We start from the raw sequence: 15,924 nt of genomic DNA, 5'->3' as shown, positions 1-15,924 counted from the left end.
CCGGGTGTAGTGTCCCGGCGACTTCTGCGGTCGCGACGCCCTTTCCGCGACGCCACCCGCACACCCCTTCCAGCTCATCCCCTGAGCTTTCTCCACTCGCCATCGCGAGAGTTCCCCGTGTCCGAAAACGAGATCGAAGGCGCCGACGCGCCTGCCGAAGCCGCGGAAAAAAAGCCGCGCCGCACCCGCAGCAAAGCCGCTGCCGAAACCCCGGCCGAAAGCCCCGACACCGCGCCTGAAGCGGTCGCCGCACCGCCCGCGCCCGAGCCGAGCACGGTCACCGCCACCAGCGCCGCCGTCCGCGACGTCATCGCCGATGCGATGAACGAGGACGACGACGGCCCGGATGGCGATGATGCCGACGGCGACGGCGACGGCGACGACGGTCAGGACGGCGGCAACGACGGCCCCGGCGGCCCGAACGCCAGCGGCCAGACCGGCCCGAATGGCGAACCCCGCATGTCGCGCCGCGAGCGCTTCAAGCAGCGCATGAAGGAGCGCCGCGAGCGCCAGAAGGAGCAGCGCCGCAACGGCGGTGGCGGTTTCCGGAACGACGCCGAGGGCGACGAGGCCGGCGGCCCGTCGCAGGGCGGCCAGGGCCAAGGCCAGGGTCAGGCCGGTGGCGGCCAGGGTCAGGGCCAGGGCCAGGGCGGCAACGACTGGCAGCCGCGCCCGTCCTTCCAGTTCCCCGAAGGCTTCGTGGTGCCCTCGCTCACCGAAATGAAGCGGATGCCGGCGTTCAAGCTGCTCGACCTCGCCGAGCGCCTGAACCAGCATGAGGGCGTCGCCCGCATGCGCAAGCAGGACGTCATCTTCCAGCTGCTGAAGGTGCTCTCGCGCCACCCGAACGGTGTCGCCGCCGACGGCGTGCTCGAGATCCTGCCCGACGGCTACGGCTTCCTGCGCGGCGCCGAGGCGAGCTACCTCGCCGGCCCGGACGACGTCTACATCTCGCCCAGCCAGATCCGCCGCTTCAACCTGCGCACCGGCGACTACATCGCCGGCCGCATCCGCAACCCGAAGGACGGCGAGCGCTACGTGGCGCTCAACCAGCTCGACACCATCAACGGCGAGCCGCTGGAAGCCAGCAAGGGCAAGGTGCTGTTCGAGAACCTGACGCCGCTGTTCCCGCGCGAGCGCTTCAAGCTCGAGCGCGGCAACGGCAGCTCGGAGGACATCACCGGCCGCGTGCTCGACCTGATGGCGCCGATCGGCAAGGGCCAGCGCGCGCTCATCGTCTCGCCGCCCAAGGCCGGCAAGACCATGCTGATGCAGCAGGTCGCCACCGCCATCACCACCAACCACCCGGACGTGCACCTCATCGTGCTGCTTGTCGACGAGCGTCCGGAAGAAGTGACGGAAATGCAGCGCACCGTACGCGGCGAAGTCGTCTCCTCGACCTTCGACGAGCCGGCCGCGCGCCACGTGCAGGTCGCCGAGATGGTGATCGAGCGCGCCAAGCGCCTGGTCGAGCACAAGAAGGACGTGGTGATCCTGCTCGACTCGATCACCCGCCTCGCCCGCGCCTACAACACCGTGGTGCCGAGCTCGGGCAAGGTGCTGACGGGCGGCGTCGACGCCAATGCCCTGCACCGCCCGAAGCGCTTCTTCGGCGCGGCGCGCAAGGTGGAGGAAGGCGGCTCGCTCACGATCATCGCGACGGCCCTGGTGGAAACCGGCTCGAAGATGGACGAGGTGATCTACGAGGAGTTCAAGGGCACCGGCAACTGCGAAGTGCACCTCGACCGCCGCATCGCCGAGAAGCGCGTCTACCCGGCCATCAACATCAACCGCTCGGGCACGCGTCGCGAAGAGCTGCTGATCGAGCCGGACATGCTGCAGAAGATCTGGATCCTCCGGAAGCTGCTGCACCCGATGGACGAGCTCGCCGCGATGGAGTTCCTGCTCGACAAGATGAAGAACACCAAGTCGAACGACGAGTTCTTCAACTTCATGAAGCGCTGAGGCAACGCGGCGAAAGCCGCGACGCTGATGAGGCGGAAACGACGAAGGCCCCGCGATGCGGGGCCTTCGTCGTTTTCACGGATCCCGCGGCTTAAGCAGTCGCGCGAGCGACGGCAGCACGCCCGAGGTCGCCGGCGCGGCCGGCGGCGGCACCACGGCCGCGGCGTCTCCGGTGCCGGCGTCCGCCGCGGGTTTCGCTTCGGCGTGGCGCACCGACTGGAAGAGCGCGGCAATGTCGACGAAGCCGCGGATCAGGGCGAGGTCGTGCGGGGTGCGGCCGAGGCGGTCGCGGGCCGCGGGCTGGGCGCCTTCGCGCAGCAGCCGCTCGACGATGCGGCCGAGGCCGTGCAGCGCCGCGAGGTGCAGGACGGTGAGGCCGCGGTGCTCGACGTGGGCCAAGGACACGCCTTCGCTGAGCAGGCGATCGAGCGCGGCCAGCAGCACATCCTCGTCGACGCTGGCGCCGGCCTCGGCGCGCGCGCCGAGCAGCAGCAGCGTCGGGGTCTGCTCGGAAGCGCTCGTCGCTTCGGCGTCGGCATCGGCCAGGAGCAGCGCGTCGAACAGCGCGAGCACGCGGGCGCGTTCGCGCGAGTTGAAGGCGAAGAGCGCGGCGCAGTGCAATGGCGTCAGGCCTTGTGCATCGCGCGCGGCGACATCGGCACCGGCGCGCAGCAGGCGCGACACGAGGTCAGGGAGGCCCAGCGCGGAAGCCAGCATCAGTGGCGTGACGCCGCCGGGCATGGCCTGTTCGGGGTCGGCGCCCGCCGCCAGCAGGCGATCGACGACGTTGGCGTGGCGCATGCTGATCGCCGCCGACAGCGGCGTGGCGCCGGTGCGCGCCGCGACGGCGGTGTGGGCATGCAGGCCCAGAAGGTGGTCGACGATGGCGAGATGGCCACCACCGGCGGCACGCAGCAGGGCCGTGCAGCCCTGTGCGTCGACACCGTCGACCGCGAGGCCGAGCGCCACAAGGCGCACGACGGCGCCGAGATCACCGGCCATCGCCGCGGCCGGGAGATCCCCCGGCTGCAGCGCGCGGCCCGGCAGTTTCCAGGGGCCCCAGTCCAGCCATTCGGCGAGGTCGCGGCGGCCACGGGCAAGGGCCGCGCCGCGCGGCGTCTGGCCATCGGCAGCGCGTGCATCGGCCGGCGCGCCGTGGCGGACGAGGCGCTTGATGACGGCTTCGTGGCCGCGGGCGACGGCCAGATGGAGCGGCGTGTGGCCCCGCGCGTCGCGCTGCGCCGGATCGACGCCGCGCTGCAGCAGCGCGTCGAGCACGGGCAGGCAGGGCAACTGTGCGGCGAGGCCGATGGCGCTGTCCCCGTTCGGTGCGGGGCCGAAGGGGTCGACGCCGCGTTCGAGCAGCCCGAGGCCGATGGCAGCCGCGCGCGACGGTTCGCGCGGGTTCGCGGCCAGCCAGCGCGCCACCGCACCCACGCCCTGCGGGGTCTGGCCCTGTGCCAGCAGCGCGCGCAGGCCGAGTTCGGCATCGAGGCCGCGATCGAGAAGCAGCAGGCCCACGCTGTCCATGCCGGACACACGATCGTCAGAATGCGCGCCGTGCTCGAGCAGCCATTCGAAGACATCGATCCCGGCGGCATCGGCGAATTCCAGCAGCAGCATCGAGAGCGCTACGCGGCCCGGCGCGTCCTCGGCACCGAGTACGTCCTTCGCGGCGCGGAAATCGCGGGCCCGCAGCGCGTCGCGGAGGCGCTCGCGGGCCGGCTTCAGCGCCGTGCCCGGCGCCACCTCGTCGAGGTCGCCCGGCAGCGGATAGTCGGGATCGAGCACGGCCACCAGCGCCCAGCGCCCGCCGCCGACGGCGTGGTCGACGGGCCGACGGCCCGCCGCGTCGCGCGCCTCGCGATCGATGCCGAGGGCCAGCAGGGCCTTGAGGCGCTCCGGCTCGACGCCGGCCTCGCAGGCCAGGGCCAGCGCGTTGCGCCCGCCGACGTCGCGGGCCGCCGGGTTGGGATGGCGGGCGAGCACCAGCGGCAACAGCGCCGGGTTCGGCGAACGCGCGGCCTCCAGCAGGGCCGTGCGCCCTTCGTCGTCGGCGGCATCCACCGAGGCGCCGGCGTCGATCAGCACCTGCGCGATCGCCGCATGGCCGGCAGCCAGCGCTTCGAGCAGCGCGGTGCGCCCGCGGGCGTCGCGCGAATCGACCTTCGCCTTGTGCTTGAGCAGCAGCTGCACGCCCGCGGGGTCGTCGTCGTCGCCACCGGCGGCGGCGAGCAGGCTCGGCTGCGCACCGGGGGATTCCGGCTTGGCGCCACGTTCCAGAAGGAAGCGCGCGACCCGCCAGTTGCCCGAGGCCAGGGCCAGCGCGAGCGGCGGCTGCGCCTCGCCGTTGAGGGCATGCAGATCGGCACCGGCATCGAGCAGCTGGGCCGCGATCGCCGGATCGGTGCTGCGCGCGGCGTGGTGCAGGGGCGTGTTGCCGTCGCGGTCGGCGCGTCGCGGGTCGGCGCCGTTGGCCAGCAGCATGGTCACGGCGTCGATGCGGCCGTGCCAGGAATCGCGCGTCGCCGCGAGCAGCGGGGTCAGCCCGGCGTGCTCCTGGTTGAGGTCGGCGCCGCGGACGATCAGCTCACGCAGCAGGCGCAGGTCGGGCAGCAGGGCCGCGAGCATCGGCAGGCTGCGCTGGTCGGGCGCACCGGGCTCCGGCAGGGCGTCCGGGTCGGCGCCCGCATCGAGCGCTTCGATCACAGCATCGATGCGGCCGGCGCGGGCATGGGCATAGACGTCGCCGACGGGCGGCGAAGCGGGTTCCTCGTCTTCCTCGGCTTCGAGCACCCGAGGAGCGACAGGCTCCGGCGGCAGCGGCGGTGCTTCGGGCGCATGGCCCGAACGCTGGAGGGCGGCGTGCACCGCCAGCAGGCCGACGGCATAGGGCACCGCCAGCCACCAGATGGACAGCAGGCGCGGCGGCGGCCACACCATCAGCCACGCCCCGACCGTGGCCGCGAGCACCGCGAAGGCCAGTGCCAGCCCCCGATGCAGCGACCAGGTCCCGGGCACCGCGGCGGCGAGTGTGGCCAAGCCGCCGCCTTGGCGGGCGGCCATGGCGAACAAGGTCCATTGCCGCCACAGCACGGTCCACGCGAGTCCCACGACCGCACCCAGCCCCAGCGCGGCGGCAAGGCTGCCGGTTTCGAGCAGGCTGCTCCAAGGCCAAGCGAAGCCGAGACCCAGCAGGGCGAACGTGGCGCCCCACAGGACGGCCAAGGTGATCGCGTCGCGCCACCACACGCGCAGCGCCGGGGACTCCGGGGCGGGCGACAGCAGGGCCATGCCGAGGGCCAACGCGGGCTGGGCCAGCCACGGCCCCAGCACGGCCATCGCACCGACCGGCCAGAGCGCAGGCAACACGGCCAGCCCCAAGCCGACGAGCAGCAGCGGAAGGGCGAGGCTGCGCTGCAGCGTCGACCGCGGATCAGTCATCCGCGCTCCCGTCGGTGGGCGGCGGCGGGAATTGGATATGGAAGCCCTGCCCGGCGAGGTTCGCACGCACCACGGCGGCATCCTCGCGGGCCAGCTGGCGCTCCGGCGTCAGCGCCACGTCGAGCACGAAGCGCAGTTCGCCGAGCTGGGTGCGCAGCACCTCGGGCAGCAGGCCGAAGGCGTCGCGCTCGCGCAGGTAGACGAAGGTCTCGGCTTTGCGGAGGGATTTGTAGACGTAGGCCTGCATTGAGCGGCGGCGCAATGCGCCAAATCTTGGGAATGCGGCGATTGTGGCCGCTGGCGGCCACAGTGACCAGCGCGCCGTCGCGCAGCCTGCGCGCGGGGCCCTGCTAGGCTCGCGCCCTCGTTTCCCGATGGAGAGCCTCGTGCCGAAGCCCCTGCCCCGCCCGATGCGCGGCCTTGCCCTGCTTGCGTCGACGCTGGCCGTCGCCCTGCCCGCCCATGCCGAGCCCACGCCCGCCCCGCTGACGCTGGACCTCGCGATGTCGCATCCGGACTGGATCGGCCCGCCGGTGGAGCAGCTGTGGTGGAGCGCCGATTCGCAGCACGTGGCCTACACGCTGAAGCGCGCCGGCTCGCCGGTGCGCGACGTGTTCCGCCAGCCTGCGGCCGGCGGCGACGCGGTGAAGCTGGCACCGGCCGATGCCGCGGAAGCCGACGCCGCTGCCCCGGTCTTCGACGCCCGCCGCACGCGCATGGCGACGCTGCGCAACGGCGATGTCTTCGTGGTGACGCTCGCCACCGGCCAGCGCCAGCAGCTCACGCAGAGCGCCGCCGACGAAGCCGACCTGCGTTTCGCCGCCGACGGCAACGCGGTGTTCTACCGCGTCGGCGACGAATGGCGCGCCTACGATTTCGCCGCGCAGCGCGAGCGCACCGTCGCCGTGCTGAAGGCCGAGAAGGATCCCCAGGCGGCGCCGAAGCCCGACGTGCTGCGCGATGCCGAACTGCGACTGATCGACACCCTCGCCCGCCAACGCGCCGACCGCGATGCCCTGGCCGCGGAGGCCAAGGCGCAGCGCGACGGCGACCGAACACGCGTGGCCGCACCCGTCTTTTTCGGCGACGACGTGACCATCGCCGCGAGCAGCCTCTCCACCGATGGCCGCCACCTGCTGGTGGCGCTGGAGCCGAAGGGCGCCGATGCCGGGCGCGGCGGCAAGATGCCGCGCTACGTCAACGAGGATGGCTTCGAGGACGCCGAGGACGTGCGCACGCGCGTGGGTCGGAACGCCCCCATCGCGCAGACGTTCAAGCTCGTCGACCTCGCCGACGGCACGGTCACCGACCTCGACCTCAAGGCCCTGCCCGGCATCGACGTCGACCCGCTCGCCGCGCTGAAGAAGGAACACGAGCAGCCCGCGCTCGAGGGCCTGCGCGCCGTGCGCCTGATGGACGCGCGTTTCGCCCCGGACGGCGCGCCGCTGGCCATGCTGCGCAGCGTCGACAACAAGGATCGCTGGATCGTCCGCATCGACCGCGACACCGCCGCGCTCTCGACCGTGCATCGCCTCACCGATACGGCCTGGATCAACTGGAACTTCAACGACTTCGGCGTGCTGCCCGATGGCCGCGCGTGGTGGCTCTCGGAGGAATCCGGCTACTCCCACCTCTACGTGCAGGACGGTCGCCGCGCGAAGGCGCTCACCAGCGGCCGCTGGGAAGCCTCGTCGCCCGTCCTCACGGCCGACGCCGCCAGCTTCGTCTTCGTCTGCAACCGCGAATGGCCGGGTGACTACGAACTGTGCCGCGTGCCGGTGGCCGGCGGCGAAGTGCGCGAGCTCACGTCGCTCGATGGCGTGGAGGACTTCGCCCTGTCGCCCGACGGATCGAAGATCGCGCTGCGCTGGTCGGCCTCGTTCACGCCGCCGCAGGCCGCCGTGGTCAGCATCGATGGCGGCGACGTGCGCAAGCTCACCGACACGCGCACGGCGGCCTTCCAGGCCATGCCGTGGCGCGCGCCGCGCTTCGTGCAGGTGCCGAGCAGCGATGGCGCCGGCAGCATCTGGGGCAAGCTCTACACGCCCACCACGATGGAGCCCGGCAAGCAGTATCCGGTGGTGATGTTCGTGCACGGCGCCGGCTACCTGCAGAACGTCTTCGCCCGCTATCCGGTGTACTTCCGCGAGCAGATGTTCCACCAGCTGCTCACCGACCGCGGCTACATCGTCCTCGACCTCGATTTCCGTGCCTCGGAAGGCTACGGCCGCGACTGGCGCACGGCGATCTACCGCCAGATGGGCACGCCGGAGCTGCAGGACTACAAGGACGGCATCGACTACCTCGTCGCGAACCACCAGGCGGATCGCGCCCGGGTGGGCATCTACGGGGGCAGCTACGGCGGCTTCATGAGCCTGATGGCGATGTTCAAGGCGCCCGGCGTGTTCCAGGCCGGCGCAGCGCTGCGCCCGGTCACCGACTGGCGCCACTACAACCACGAGTACACCAGCAACATCCTCGACACCCCGGAGCTGGGCCCGCAGGTCTACATCGACAGCTCGCCGATCGAGCACGCGGAAGCCCTGCAGGGCCGCCTGCTGATCGCCCACGGCATGATCGACGACAACGTGTTCTTCCAGGATTCGGTGCGCCTCGCGCAGCGCCTGATCGAACTGAAGAAGCCGGGCTGGGAGCTGGCCAGCTATCCGCTCGAGCGCCACAGCTACGTGCAGCCGGAAAGCTGGTACGACCAGTACCGCCGCATCCTTGAATTGATGGACGAGACCCTGAAGCCATGATCACCGCGCTCACCCTCCTCGCCGGCCTCGCCCTGCTGATCGTCGGCGCCGAAATGCTCGTCAAGGGCGCCTCGCGCGTCGCCGCCGGCTTCGGCATCTCGCCGCTGGTGATCGGCCTCACGGTCGTGGCCTTCGGCACCAGCTCGCCGGAGATGGCCATTTCGGTGTCGTCCGCCTGGAAGGGCGAAGCCGACATCGCCGTCGGCAACGTGGTCGGCAGCAACATCTTCAACGTGCTGTTCATCCTCGGCCTGTCGGCGCTGATCACGCCGCTGGTGGTGAGCAAGCAGCTCGTGAAGCTCGACGTGCCGCTGATGATCGGTGTGTCGGTGCTAGCCTTCCTGCTGTCGATGGACGGCCGCATCGCCTTCTGGGAGGGCGCCATCCTGTTCGCCGGCGTGATCGGCTACTGCATCCTCGCCATCCGCGTCGGCAAGGCCAGCGGCGAAACCGGCGAGGCCATCGAGGCCGACGGGCACTGGGCCAAGGACATCGGTCTCATTCTCGTCGGCTTGGTACTCTTGGTGCTCGGCTCGCAGTGGCTGGTCAGCGCGGCCATCACGATCGCGACGGCCATGGGCGTCAGCGAGCTGGTGATCGGCCTGACCATCGTCGCCGCCGGCACCTCGATGCCGGAAGTGGCGACCTCGGTCACCGCGGCCATCCGCGGCCAGCGCGACATCGCCGTGGGCAACGTCGTGGGCAGCAACATCTTCAACATCCTCGCCGTGCTCGGCCTGACCGCGATGGTGGCGCCGGCAGGCTTGCCGGTATCGCAGGCGGCGATCAACTTCGACTTCCCGGTGATGATGGCCGTGGCGGTGGCCTGCCTGCCGATCTTCTTCGTCGGCTACACGATCCAGCGCTGGGAAGGCGCCCTGTTCCTCGGCTACTACGTGGCCTACACCGTGTACCTCGTCTTCGCCGCCACCGAGCATGAGGCCCTGCCCGTGTTCAGCCAGGCGATGATGTGGTTCGTGGTGCCGCTCACGGTGATCACGCTGCTGATCGTGTTGGCCCGCGAGCTGAAGGCACGCCGGTCACGCCAAGGCGCGTGAAACAACGGGGCGCGTTACGGCCGGTAGACGCCCCGCAAGACCCTCAACAAGCCAAGCCATCGCCGGCCACCGCTCAGGTCGCCGGCGAGGCGCATCAGCGCATCGTGGAAGCCAAGGTCAGGCAACGCGGCCTCCACCGAACGGATGTGTTCGGCGCTCAGCCCCTTGCGCAGCCGCCCTTGGGTTGCATCCACCCAGTCCGCCTTGCGCAACGCATTGACCACCCTCGCGTTCGGCCCGCGGTAGGGCGTCAACTTGTGGTGCCAGTGGATCAACGCGACCATCAGCTCCACATCCACCGCGAGCTGCCGCTGGCGCACCGTCTGCCTCGCCAGATGCTCGGAGGGCGCCAGATAGGCAAGGTCCTTGGCCACCCACAGCCCAATGTCATGGAAGGCCAAGGCGGCTTCGATGGTGGTGCGGTGCGCCTCGTCCCCGCCGAGGAAGTGATTGGTGTAGGTCAGCACCCGAAGGATGTGGTTCCGGTATCCGGGCAGGTCGCTGCCGATCAGCGCAGCGTGAGGTTCGAGCAGCGTCTCGACCAGCGGCGAAACGGTGATGATGGCGATGGGGGTCACGAGCGGCTTGTCCGGTCTGCGGGCAGGCGGCGATCCTAGACATTGCATGCCCCCGGGGCGACGACAGAATGTTCTGACTCGATGCGAAAGCCCTACACGAAGAAGCGGCCGCCGCTGGACCCCTGCCCTCTGGAGGAGGTGCTCTCGCTCGTCGGGGGCAAGTGGAAGGCGCGGATCCTCTACGCGTTGGACCAGGGGCCCGCGAGCTTCAGCGGGCTGAAGGCGTCGCTGGGTCGTGTCTCCCGCGAGGTGCTATCCACCCAGCTGCGCGCGCTGGTGTCCGATGGGCTCATCGCGGCGGCGTCCGACGAGGGCGGCACGGGAACGCTTTACCTGATCACCACCGACGGTGCGGCACTGGTCGCGCTTCTCGTGCCCGTTGCCGCCTGGGGCGAGCAGCGCCTCGAGCGGCGGTGCCTTCCCCGCTAGCGCACGCCGAACACACCCTCGAGCTCCACGTCGAGCTCGCGACGGCAGACGTCGCCGTGCAGGAAGGCAACGCGGGCCAGCGGCAGGCCAGTCGCCTCGAGACGCGCCTGTGCCGCCGGCATCGCGTCGGCGTCGCGCAGGTAGACGCGCAGGGCCTGCAGGCCCTCCATGCGGAAACGTTCGCCGCTGCGCTGCGAGCCCTCGTCGAGCAGCACGTGCAGGTTGGCGAGGCTCTCGTCGAGCTGGGCCACGACATCCCCGGCGTGCAGCGAGACATGGCCGACGATGCTCGCCGTGCCGGAGGCCAGCAGCGTGGCGCCGTCGCCGTCGCGCAGCACGGCGCCGCGCGAGAAGCCCGGCGGCACCGGGCCGTATTCGCGCGGGTACTGCCAGGCCGGCGTCTGCCGCGGATTCTCCAGCGCGATGGCGGGCTGCGCGCTGCACAGCGCGACGACGCTGAGCGGTGCGCCGGGATCAGGCGCCCCGATGGCGGTGGCCGCCGGCGGCGGATCACGGAACATCGCATCGACGGCCGCGTTGCGCCCGACGCAGAAGCGCCGGTAGCGCTCGCTGTCACCATCGCCGGCATTGATGGCGCCGAAGTAGTTCCAGATGCGGATCAAGTAGGGGTGCGCGCTGGGCCGCGCGGCGGCGAGCAGGTCGCGGTAGGCGGCTTCCGACTCCGCCGCCACGTCGCCGCCGGCCATCGGCCGGTGCAGGCCCAACACCGCCCACGCGCCGGCGGATCGGCGCAGCACGCCCGCACCGATCGATCCGGCCTCCAGCGGCCGGTCCGACAGCCAGGCCTCGCGTCGCGCGCCGCCGAGCCACGCGCAGCCGCTGCGCCACGGCAGGGCGGCATCGACGAAGTCGAAGTCGAGCAGGGGAGCGGCGTCGGGGCGGTCGGAAACGCGCAAGGCGGATCGGGGCGATTCGGAAGGCCGCGAAGTATAGCGGCGCAGCCCCCTTGACCCCGCGCAAGGGGGCTCGACGGCAGGGGCCGCTAGACTGCGCGCCATCGATGCCTCCGAGGACCCGCATGAGCGCCCCCAGCCCGAACTTCACCGCCGTCCGCGACTACCTGATGGGCCTGCAGGACCGCATCTGCGCGGGGCTCGAGGCCGAGGACGGCGAGGGCCGCTTTGCCGAGGACGCTTGGGCGCGGACGGAAGGCGGCGGCGGCCGCTCGCGGGTGATGAAGGAAGGCGCGGTGTTCGAGCAGGCGGGCGTGGGCTTTTCCGACGTGAGCGGCACGACCCTGCCCGCCTCGGCCACCGCGCATCGCCCCGAACTGGCGGGCGCACCATGGCGAGCCGTCGGCGTCTCGCTGGTGATCCACCCACGCAACCCCTACGTGCCGACCTCGCACGCGAACGTGCGTTTCTTCGAGGCGCGCCCCGAAGGTCGCGACCCCATCTGGTGGTTCGGTGGCGGCTTCGACCTGACGCCGTTCTATCCCGTCGACGAGGACGTGCGGCATTGGCACGGCGTCGCCCGCGACCTCTGCGCGCCCTTCGGCGCCACGCGCTACGCCGAGCACAAGGCCTGGTGCGACAAGTACTTCTTCCTCAAGCACCGCAACGAATGCCGCGGCGTCGGCGGGCTGTTCTTCGACGACCTGCAGGCCGACGGCTTCGAGCGCAGCTTCGCCTACCAGCGCGCCGTCGGCGACGGCTACCTCGACGCCTACCTGCCCATCGTCGCGAAGCGCAAGGCCACGCCCTACGGCGAACGCGAGCGCGAGTTCCAGCTGTACCGGCGCGGCCGCTACGTCGAGTTCAACCTCGTGTGGGACCGCGGCACGCTGTTCGGCCTGCAGAGCGGCGGCCGCACCGAAAGCATCCTGATGAGCCTGCCGCCGCGCGTGCGCTTCGAGTACGGCTACGTGCCGGAGACGGGAAGCGACGAGGCGAAGCTGGCCGAGTACCTGGTGCCGAGGGAGTGGGCATAGCTTCGCGATAAGCTTTCGCGCCCCACCCAGGAATCCCCCATGACCGCAAGGATGCTTGCGGGCAGCGCCCTGATGGCGCTCGCCGTCCTGCCAGTAAAGCGCTTGATCCTGCGCTCGCAACGCGTGCACTTCGAGTGCGGGAACGAGCGCGAAGCGGGCAGCTGGCGAGGCTAGGCGGGAGGCGCACCCGGTGCCGGGGGCGTGGCTGTAAAATGGCGCAGCCCTAGAGACGGAACTCCCCCCGTGCTTGCCCCCCCCGTTCGCCGCGCCTGCCGCGCGGCCCTGTTCCTGATGCTCGTCGCCGATATCGCTTCGCTCGAGGCCTGGGCGGCAACGCCTGTTGTCCTGGATGGCCCGCTGGGAACCTATAGCGGTGATGACCAAGGGTACGCGGACTATGTTCTCAGGGGCCTCCCGCCGACGAATGACTTGCGAGCCCAGGTCGTGGCAACGGGGCATGTTTCCGCATACGCGGGCGAGGCAGAACTGCGCGCCGACGGAAGCACGGAGGCGCTGTGGGGCCTCGTGAGACTGCCCACGGGAATGCGGCCCGAAGAGTTCCTGCGCCTGTCGGTTGTCGCCACGGCGGATGACGGGCTCCCGCTGTCCCTCCAATTGAGGAATGCGGCGGGGCGCCTCGAATGCCCAACGAACTGGAGCACGACGACCGCAACAGGCGGATGCAACCACGTGTTCCGCGTCAGCGAGCTGACGGGCTCGACCACCCGCGAAAGCACCTCGCGCGACACGATCGACCTGATCGTCGCGCCGTCGACCAGGAGGCGAACCCGCGTCTACATCGATGCCGTCCTCGGCATCACCGACATCACCACGCGGACGCTTCAGGTGACGCCCAAGGTCTCGCCCTCCGGGACATCGCGGTTGAGGTTCGCGTGGGATGACCGGATGTGGGGGCCGGATTCGCGGATAGCGCACGTCGTCGAGGTGCGTGACGGCGCCCGCCCCATCCGCGGCTTCATGCTCAAGACATTCGGGCACGCCGGCCGTTCCTTTGCCCCGCTCTCGCCGAGGATGACCGCGACCGACACGCAGTTCTCGTTGGCCGGCACGTACGGCGCCAGGCGGTTCTTGAACGGGGTACCGATCATCATTCCGGACAACGGCGCAGCGGTCACGATCGATGTGGCGGGAACGCTGTTCAGCGCGGCCTCACCGCGGCCTCCCGCAGATTTGCGAGTCGAGCTTTACCGAGGACGCCGCGACCCCGCGCATGCCGCAATCAACGGAATCCGCCACGATGCGAGCCCCGACGTGGTGATCGATGACGAGCCCGCCTCGAACACCGGAAGAAGTCGCGAACGACGCACGATTCCAGCCGGAACACTGGCGCCGGGCGTCTGGTACGTGCGTCCTGTTTCGGCGTTGGCGATGCACCTGGACGTGAACGTGTCCTTTGGCAGCGCGGCGCGCGGCAACACGCCCCGCTTCGGCCACTACTTCAACCCCCACCGCCCAGGGCACGGGTTCTCGCTGTCTCCCGCCGGTGGAGACTGGGTCCTGATCTGGTACGCCTACGATGACGATGACCTGCCCACCTGGTATTACGCGCAGGCGAGGAGGCCGCTGGCATCAACGCGGGACACGCTCTGGAGCGCGCCCTTGTGGCGCGTCGCCTGGGATGGCGAGCGCTCGCACTTTGCCGACGCGGGCCATGTCCAGCTTTCGTCCACGGGCGGTGAAACGCTGGAAATGACTTGGACGCTGGATGGCATCGGTGGTTCCGAACCCATGGTGCCCCTCGGCCCGACGGGCTGCGCTCAATCCTTGAATGGCGTCGCGTTGGATGTGAACGGCCAATGGTACTCACCGCTTCGCTCGGGATTCGGCTACAGCGTCCAGATGATCAGGGATCAGGAATTCCACTTGGCCTACCTCTACGACGGGGAGGGCCTTCCTCGCTGGATTACCGCGCAGGACAGATTCACGTCCGTGGCGCGAAGCATCGTTGCCTTGCAGGTCGCCGGCTTCTGCCCAAGTTGCGACGCGACGCCAACCACCAGTCGAGCGGTCGGTTGGCTCTCGCGTGAGTTCAGCACGGTCGGCGGGACTCCGAGACTGACGACCATCGGGGCGGCAGTGGACTTCACCGGCCCCGTCGTCGGCGGTTGGCGACAGGCGCTCCCCACGGATCGTCTCGGCGCGCCCTTCGGCTGCCGCTAGGCCGGAATCACCCCGCACATCGCTCTCGGCCCTGACCCGAAGAACCTCAAGGCCTCCACCGCCTGCTGGCGCAGTTCCGGCACGGCGCTGGTCTCGAATCGCTCGCCGAAACGCGCGGCGCCGATGACGGTAAGGCTCGGGTCGGCGGGCGTACGCACGCCGGTGCCGAGCGGGTGCGCTTCGAGCACGCCGTCGCGCACGAGTCGCGCCAACAGCGAATCGCCAGCCAGCGCGGCGCGGAAGCCCGGGCCGCGGCAGTCCAACGCGAGCGCAACATCTAGGACGGTTTCGCCGAAGCGATCGCGCTTGATGATGCGGCCTTCGGCATCGACGCGGATGCGGCCGGGCTCCAGCGAGAGGGCAGCGTCGGCATCGAGCGCCGCGCACACGTCGGGCGCCATCCGGTGGCGATGGCGGTTCCAGGTTCCGAAGACGTGGCGCAGCACGCGCCGCTGCTCGTCCGGCGCAAGGCCCGCCCAGCGCGCATTGGTGTCGGCACGCAAGGCGTCGATGACGGCGCGCCACGGGTGCCTGCTCGCGAAGTGACGGAGTACGCCCAGCACGTCGCGCGCGGTGATCGCTTCGTCGAGCGCCTCGTCGAGGGCTTCGCGCACGTCGGGCGCCAGCGGCGCGGCCGGGGCATGCGCCTGCGACCAGCGCCCCCCCGGTGAGACGGCGCGGATCCGCCCACGGAAGCCGCGCTCCCGCAGGCCGAGCACCATGTCGACGGCGGTGAGGCCACTGCCCACGACGAGCACCGTGTCGTTATCTCGGAGCGGCACGCCGTTGGCCGGCAGCGCGCGCCACCACGCCCACGAGTCAGCGACCCAATGCCGCGGCGCATGCGGCATGGGCAGCCCTGCGGGCATGCCGAGGCAGAGCGCGACGCGACGGGCCGTCGGCGCGGACGCGCGTTGTCCCTCGGATCCACCGTCGCCCAAATCGATGCGCCACATGTCGTCATGCTTCCGAAGCGCACGCACGGCGCCGAAGCAGCTCGCGGAATCGGACGCCTGCACGCGAGCCGCGAGGTACTCACCGAACCAGCGGCGCGGCACGAACTGCCCGGGCAAGACGTCGCGCTCCGGGTGTTCGCGGCGCAGCCAGTCGAAGAAATCGACCGGCGCTTCGGCGTCGAGCCCCATGCGCTCGACCGGCACGTTCAGTCGATGCAGCAGGCTGTTGCCGCCATACGCCGGCAGATAGCCGCGAGCGGAATGCTCGGGCCCGCGACACCAGAGCATGCGCCACTGCGGCTGCAGCGCTTGGGCCGCCAGCACGGTCGCGACGGCCGCCGGGCCGCCGCCGATCACGGCGAGGTCGTAGGGAGCGTCGATCGCGGTCATGCGGCCTTATGCCACAAGCCGCCGGGATCGGAAAATAAAAGGCGCTGTTCGCGTTGATTGTGGTTGATTCGGTCACGCCATGGCCAACCTGAGCAATGATGCGGCTCCTGCGCCGGTTTGGGCGTTCCGCTCCAAGGCGCGGAACCAGCCCAGATAGTTCGGCAGATAGGACGTCGCCACGCCATGGAATCGGGCGATCCAACCCTTCAGCCG

At 70.6% G+C, this 15,924-nt stretch carries 12 protein-coding genes and 1 pseudogene; 7 read left to right on the top strand and 6 right to left on the bottom strand.

Translation table 11 applies throughout. The features are described 5' to 3' along the window. The first annotated feature begins 117 nt into the window (after positions 1 to 117). The gene (gene rho, locus O9255_RS01270) at positions 118 to 1,965 is read left to right on the top strand and encodes a transcription termination factor Rho (RefSeq protein ID WP_297865012.1); all 1,848 of its coding nucleotides are present in this window, start codon (positions 118 to 120) and stop codon (positions 1,963 to 1,965) included. Between the two features lie 75 nt (positions 1,966 to 2,040). On the opposite strand, the gene O9255_RS01265 is transcribed toward rho, so the two are convergent. Beyond that, entirely contained in the window at positions 2,041 to 5,409 is a 3,369-nt protein-coding gene (locus tag O9255_RS01265; protein ID WP_297865011.1) for an ankyrin repeat domain-containing protein, read from the bottom strand. Continuing rightward, complete coding sequence (locus O9255_RS01260) at positions 5,402 to 5,656, bottom strand: YcgL domain-containing protein (protein WP_297865163.1); 255 nt, start codon at positions 5,654 to 5,656, stop codon at positions 5,402 to 5,404. The genes O9255_RS01265 and O9255_RS01260 overlap by 8 nt, the downstream gene beginning before the upstream one ends. Before the next feature lie 127 nt (positions 5,657 to 5,783). Here O9255_RS01260 and O9255_RS01255 point away from each other — a divergent pair, with 127 nt between their 5' ends. Further along, a complete protein-coding gene (locus tag O9255_RS01255) occupies positions 5,784 to 8,168 on the top strand; it encodes a S9 family peptidase (protein WP_297865010.1) in 2,385 nt (794 codons plus the stop codon). Beyond that, entirely contained in the window at positions 8,165 to 9,226 is a 1,062-nt protein-coding gene (locus tag O9255_RS01250; protein WP_297865009.1) for a calcium/sodium antiporter, read from the top strand. The genes O9255_RS01255 and O9255_RS01250 overlap by 4 nt, the downstream gene beginning before the upstream one ends. Positions 9,227 to 9,240: 14 nt before the next feature. On the opposite strand, the gene O9255_RS01245 is transcribed toward O9255_RS01250, so the two are convergent. Continuing rightward, complete coding sequence (locus O9255_RS01245) at positions 9,241 to 9,804, bottom strand: hypothetical protein (protein WP_297865008.1); 564 nt, start codon at positions 9,802 to 9,804, stop codon at positions 9,241 to 9,243. 81 nt (positions 9,805 to 9,885) lie between these two features. On the opposite strand from O9255_RS01245, the gene O9255_RS01240 reads away from it, so the two are divergent. Next, positions 9,886 to 10,233, top strand: coding sequence for a helix-turn-helix domain-containing protein (locus tag O9255_RS01240; RefSeq protein ID WP_297865007.1), 348 nt, complete (start codon positions 9,886 to 9,888; stop codon positions 10,231 to 10,233). On the opposite strand, the gene O9255_RS01235 is transcribed toward O9255_RS01240, so the two are convergent. Continuing rightward, positions 10,230 to 11,150, bottom strand: coding sequence for a pteridine-dependent deoxygenase (locus tag O9255_RS01235; RefSeq protein ID WP_297865006.1), 921 nt, complete (start codon positions 11,148 to 11,150; stop codon positions 10,230 to 10,232). The genes O9255_RS01240 and O9255_RS01235 overlap by 4 nt on opposite strands. 122 nt (positions 11,151 to 11,272) lie before the next feature. Here O9255_RS01235 and hemF point away from each other — a divergent pair, with 122 nt between their 5' ends. The 3 genes from hemF to O9255_RS01220 all read left to right on the top strand — a co-directional run bounded on the left by hemF (position 11,273) and on the right by O9255_RS01220 (position 14,365). Continuing rightward, on the top strand, positions 11,273 to 12,184 hold the full coding sequence (hemF, locus tag O9255_RS01230; RefSeq protein ID WP_297865005.1) for an oxygen-dependent coproporphyrinogen oxidase: 912 nt from the start codon (positions 11,273 to 11,275) through the stop codon (positions 12,182 to 12,184). 39 nt (positions 12,185 to 12,223) lie between these two features. Next, on the top strand, positions 12,224 to 12,358 hold the full coding sequence (locus O9255_RS01225) for a hypothetical protein (protein WP_297865004.1): 135 nt from the start codon (positions 12,224 to 12,226) through the stop codon (positions 12,356 to 12,358). 117 nt (positions 12,359 to 12,475) lie between these two features. Then, on the top strand, positions 12,476 to 14,365 hold the full coding sequence (locus O9255_RS01220; RefSeq protein WP_297865003.1) for a hypothetical protein: 1,890 nt from the start codon (positions 12,476 to 12,478) through the stop codon (positions 14,363 to 14,365). Here O9255_RS01220 and O9255_RS01215 read toward each other — a convergent pair. Both O9255_RS01215 and O9255_RS01210 read right to left on the bottom strand, forming a co-directional pair. Then, positions 14,362 to 15,711, bottom strand: a complete 1,350-nt coding sequence (locus O9255_RS01215; RefSeq protein ID WP_297865002.1) for an FAD/NAD(P)-binding protein — start codon at positions 15,709 to 15,711, stop codon at positions 14,362 to 14,364. The two genes, O9255_RS01220 and O9255_RS01215, sit on opposite strands and share 4 nt — an antisense overlap. A gap of 72 nt (positions 15,712 to 15,783) precedes the next feature. Further along, positions 15,784 to 15,924: pseudogene (locus O9255_RS01210) on the bottom strand (IS1595 family transposase); the annotation flags it as partial.

It is taken from the genome of Silanimonas sp., from assembly GCF_027530345.1.
In the GTDB taxonomy this organism is placed as follows: Bacteria; Pseudomonadota; Gammaproteobacteria; order Xanthomonadales; family Xanthomonadaceae; genus Silanimonas.
This window is presented reverse-complemented; position numbering and strand designations above follow the sequence as displayed.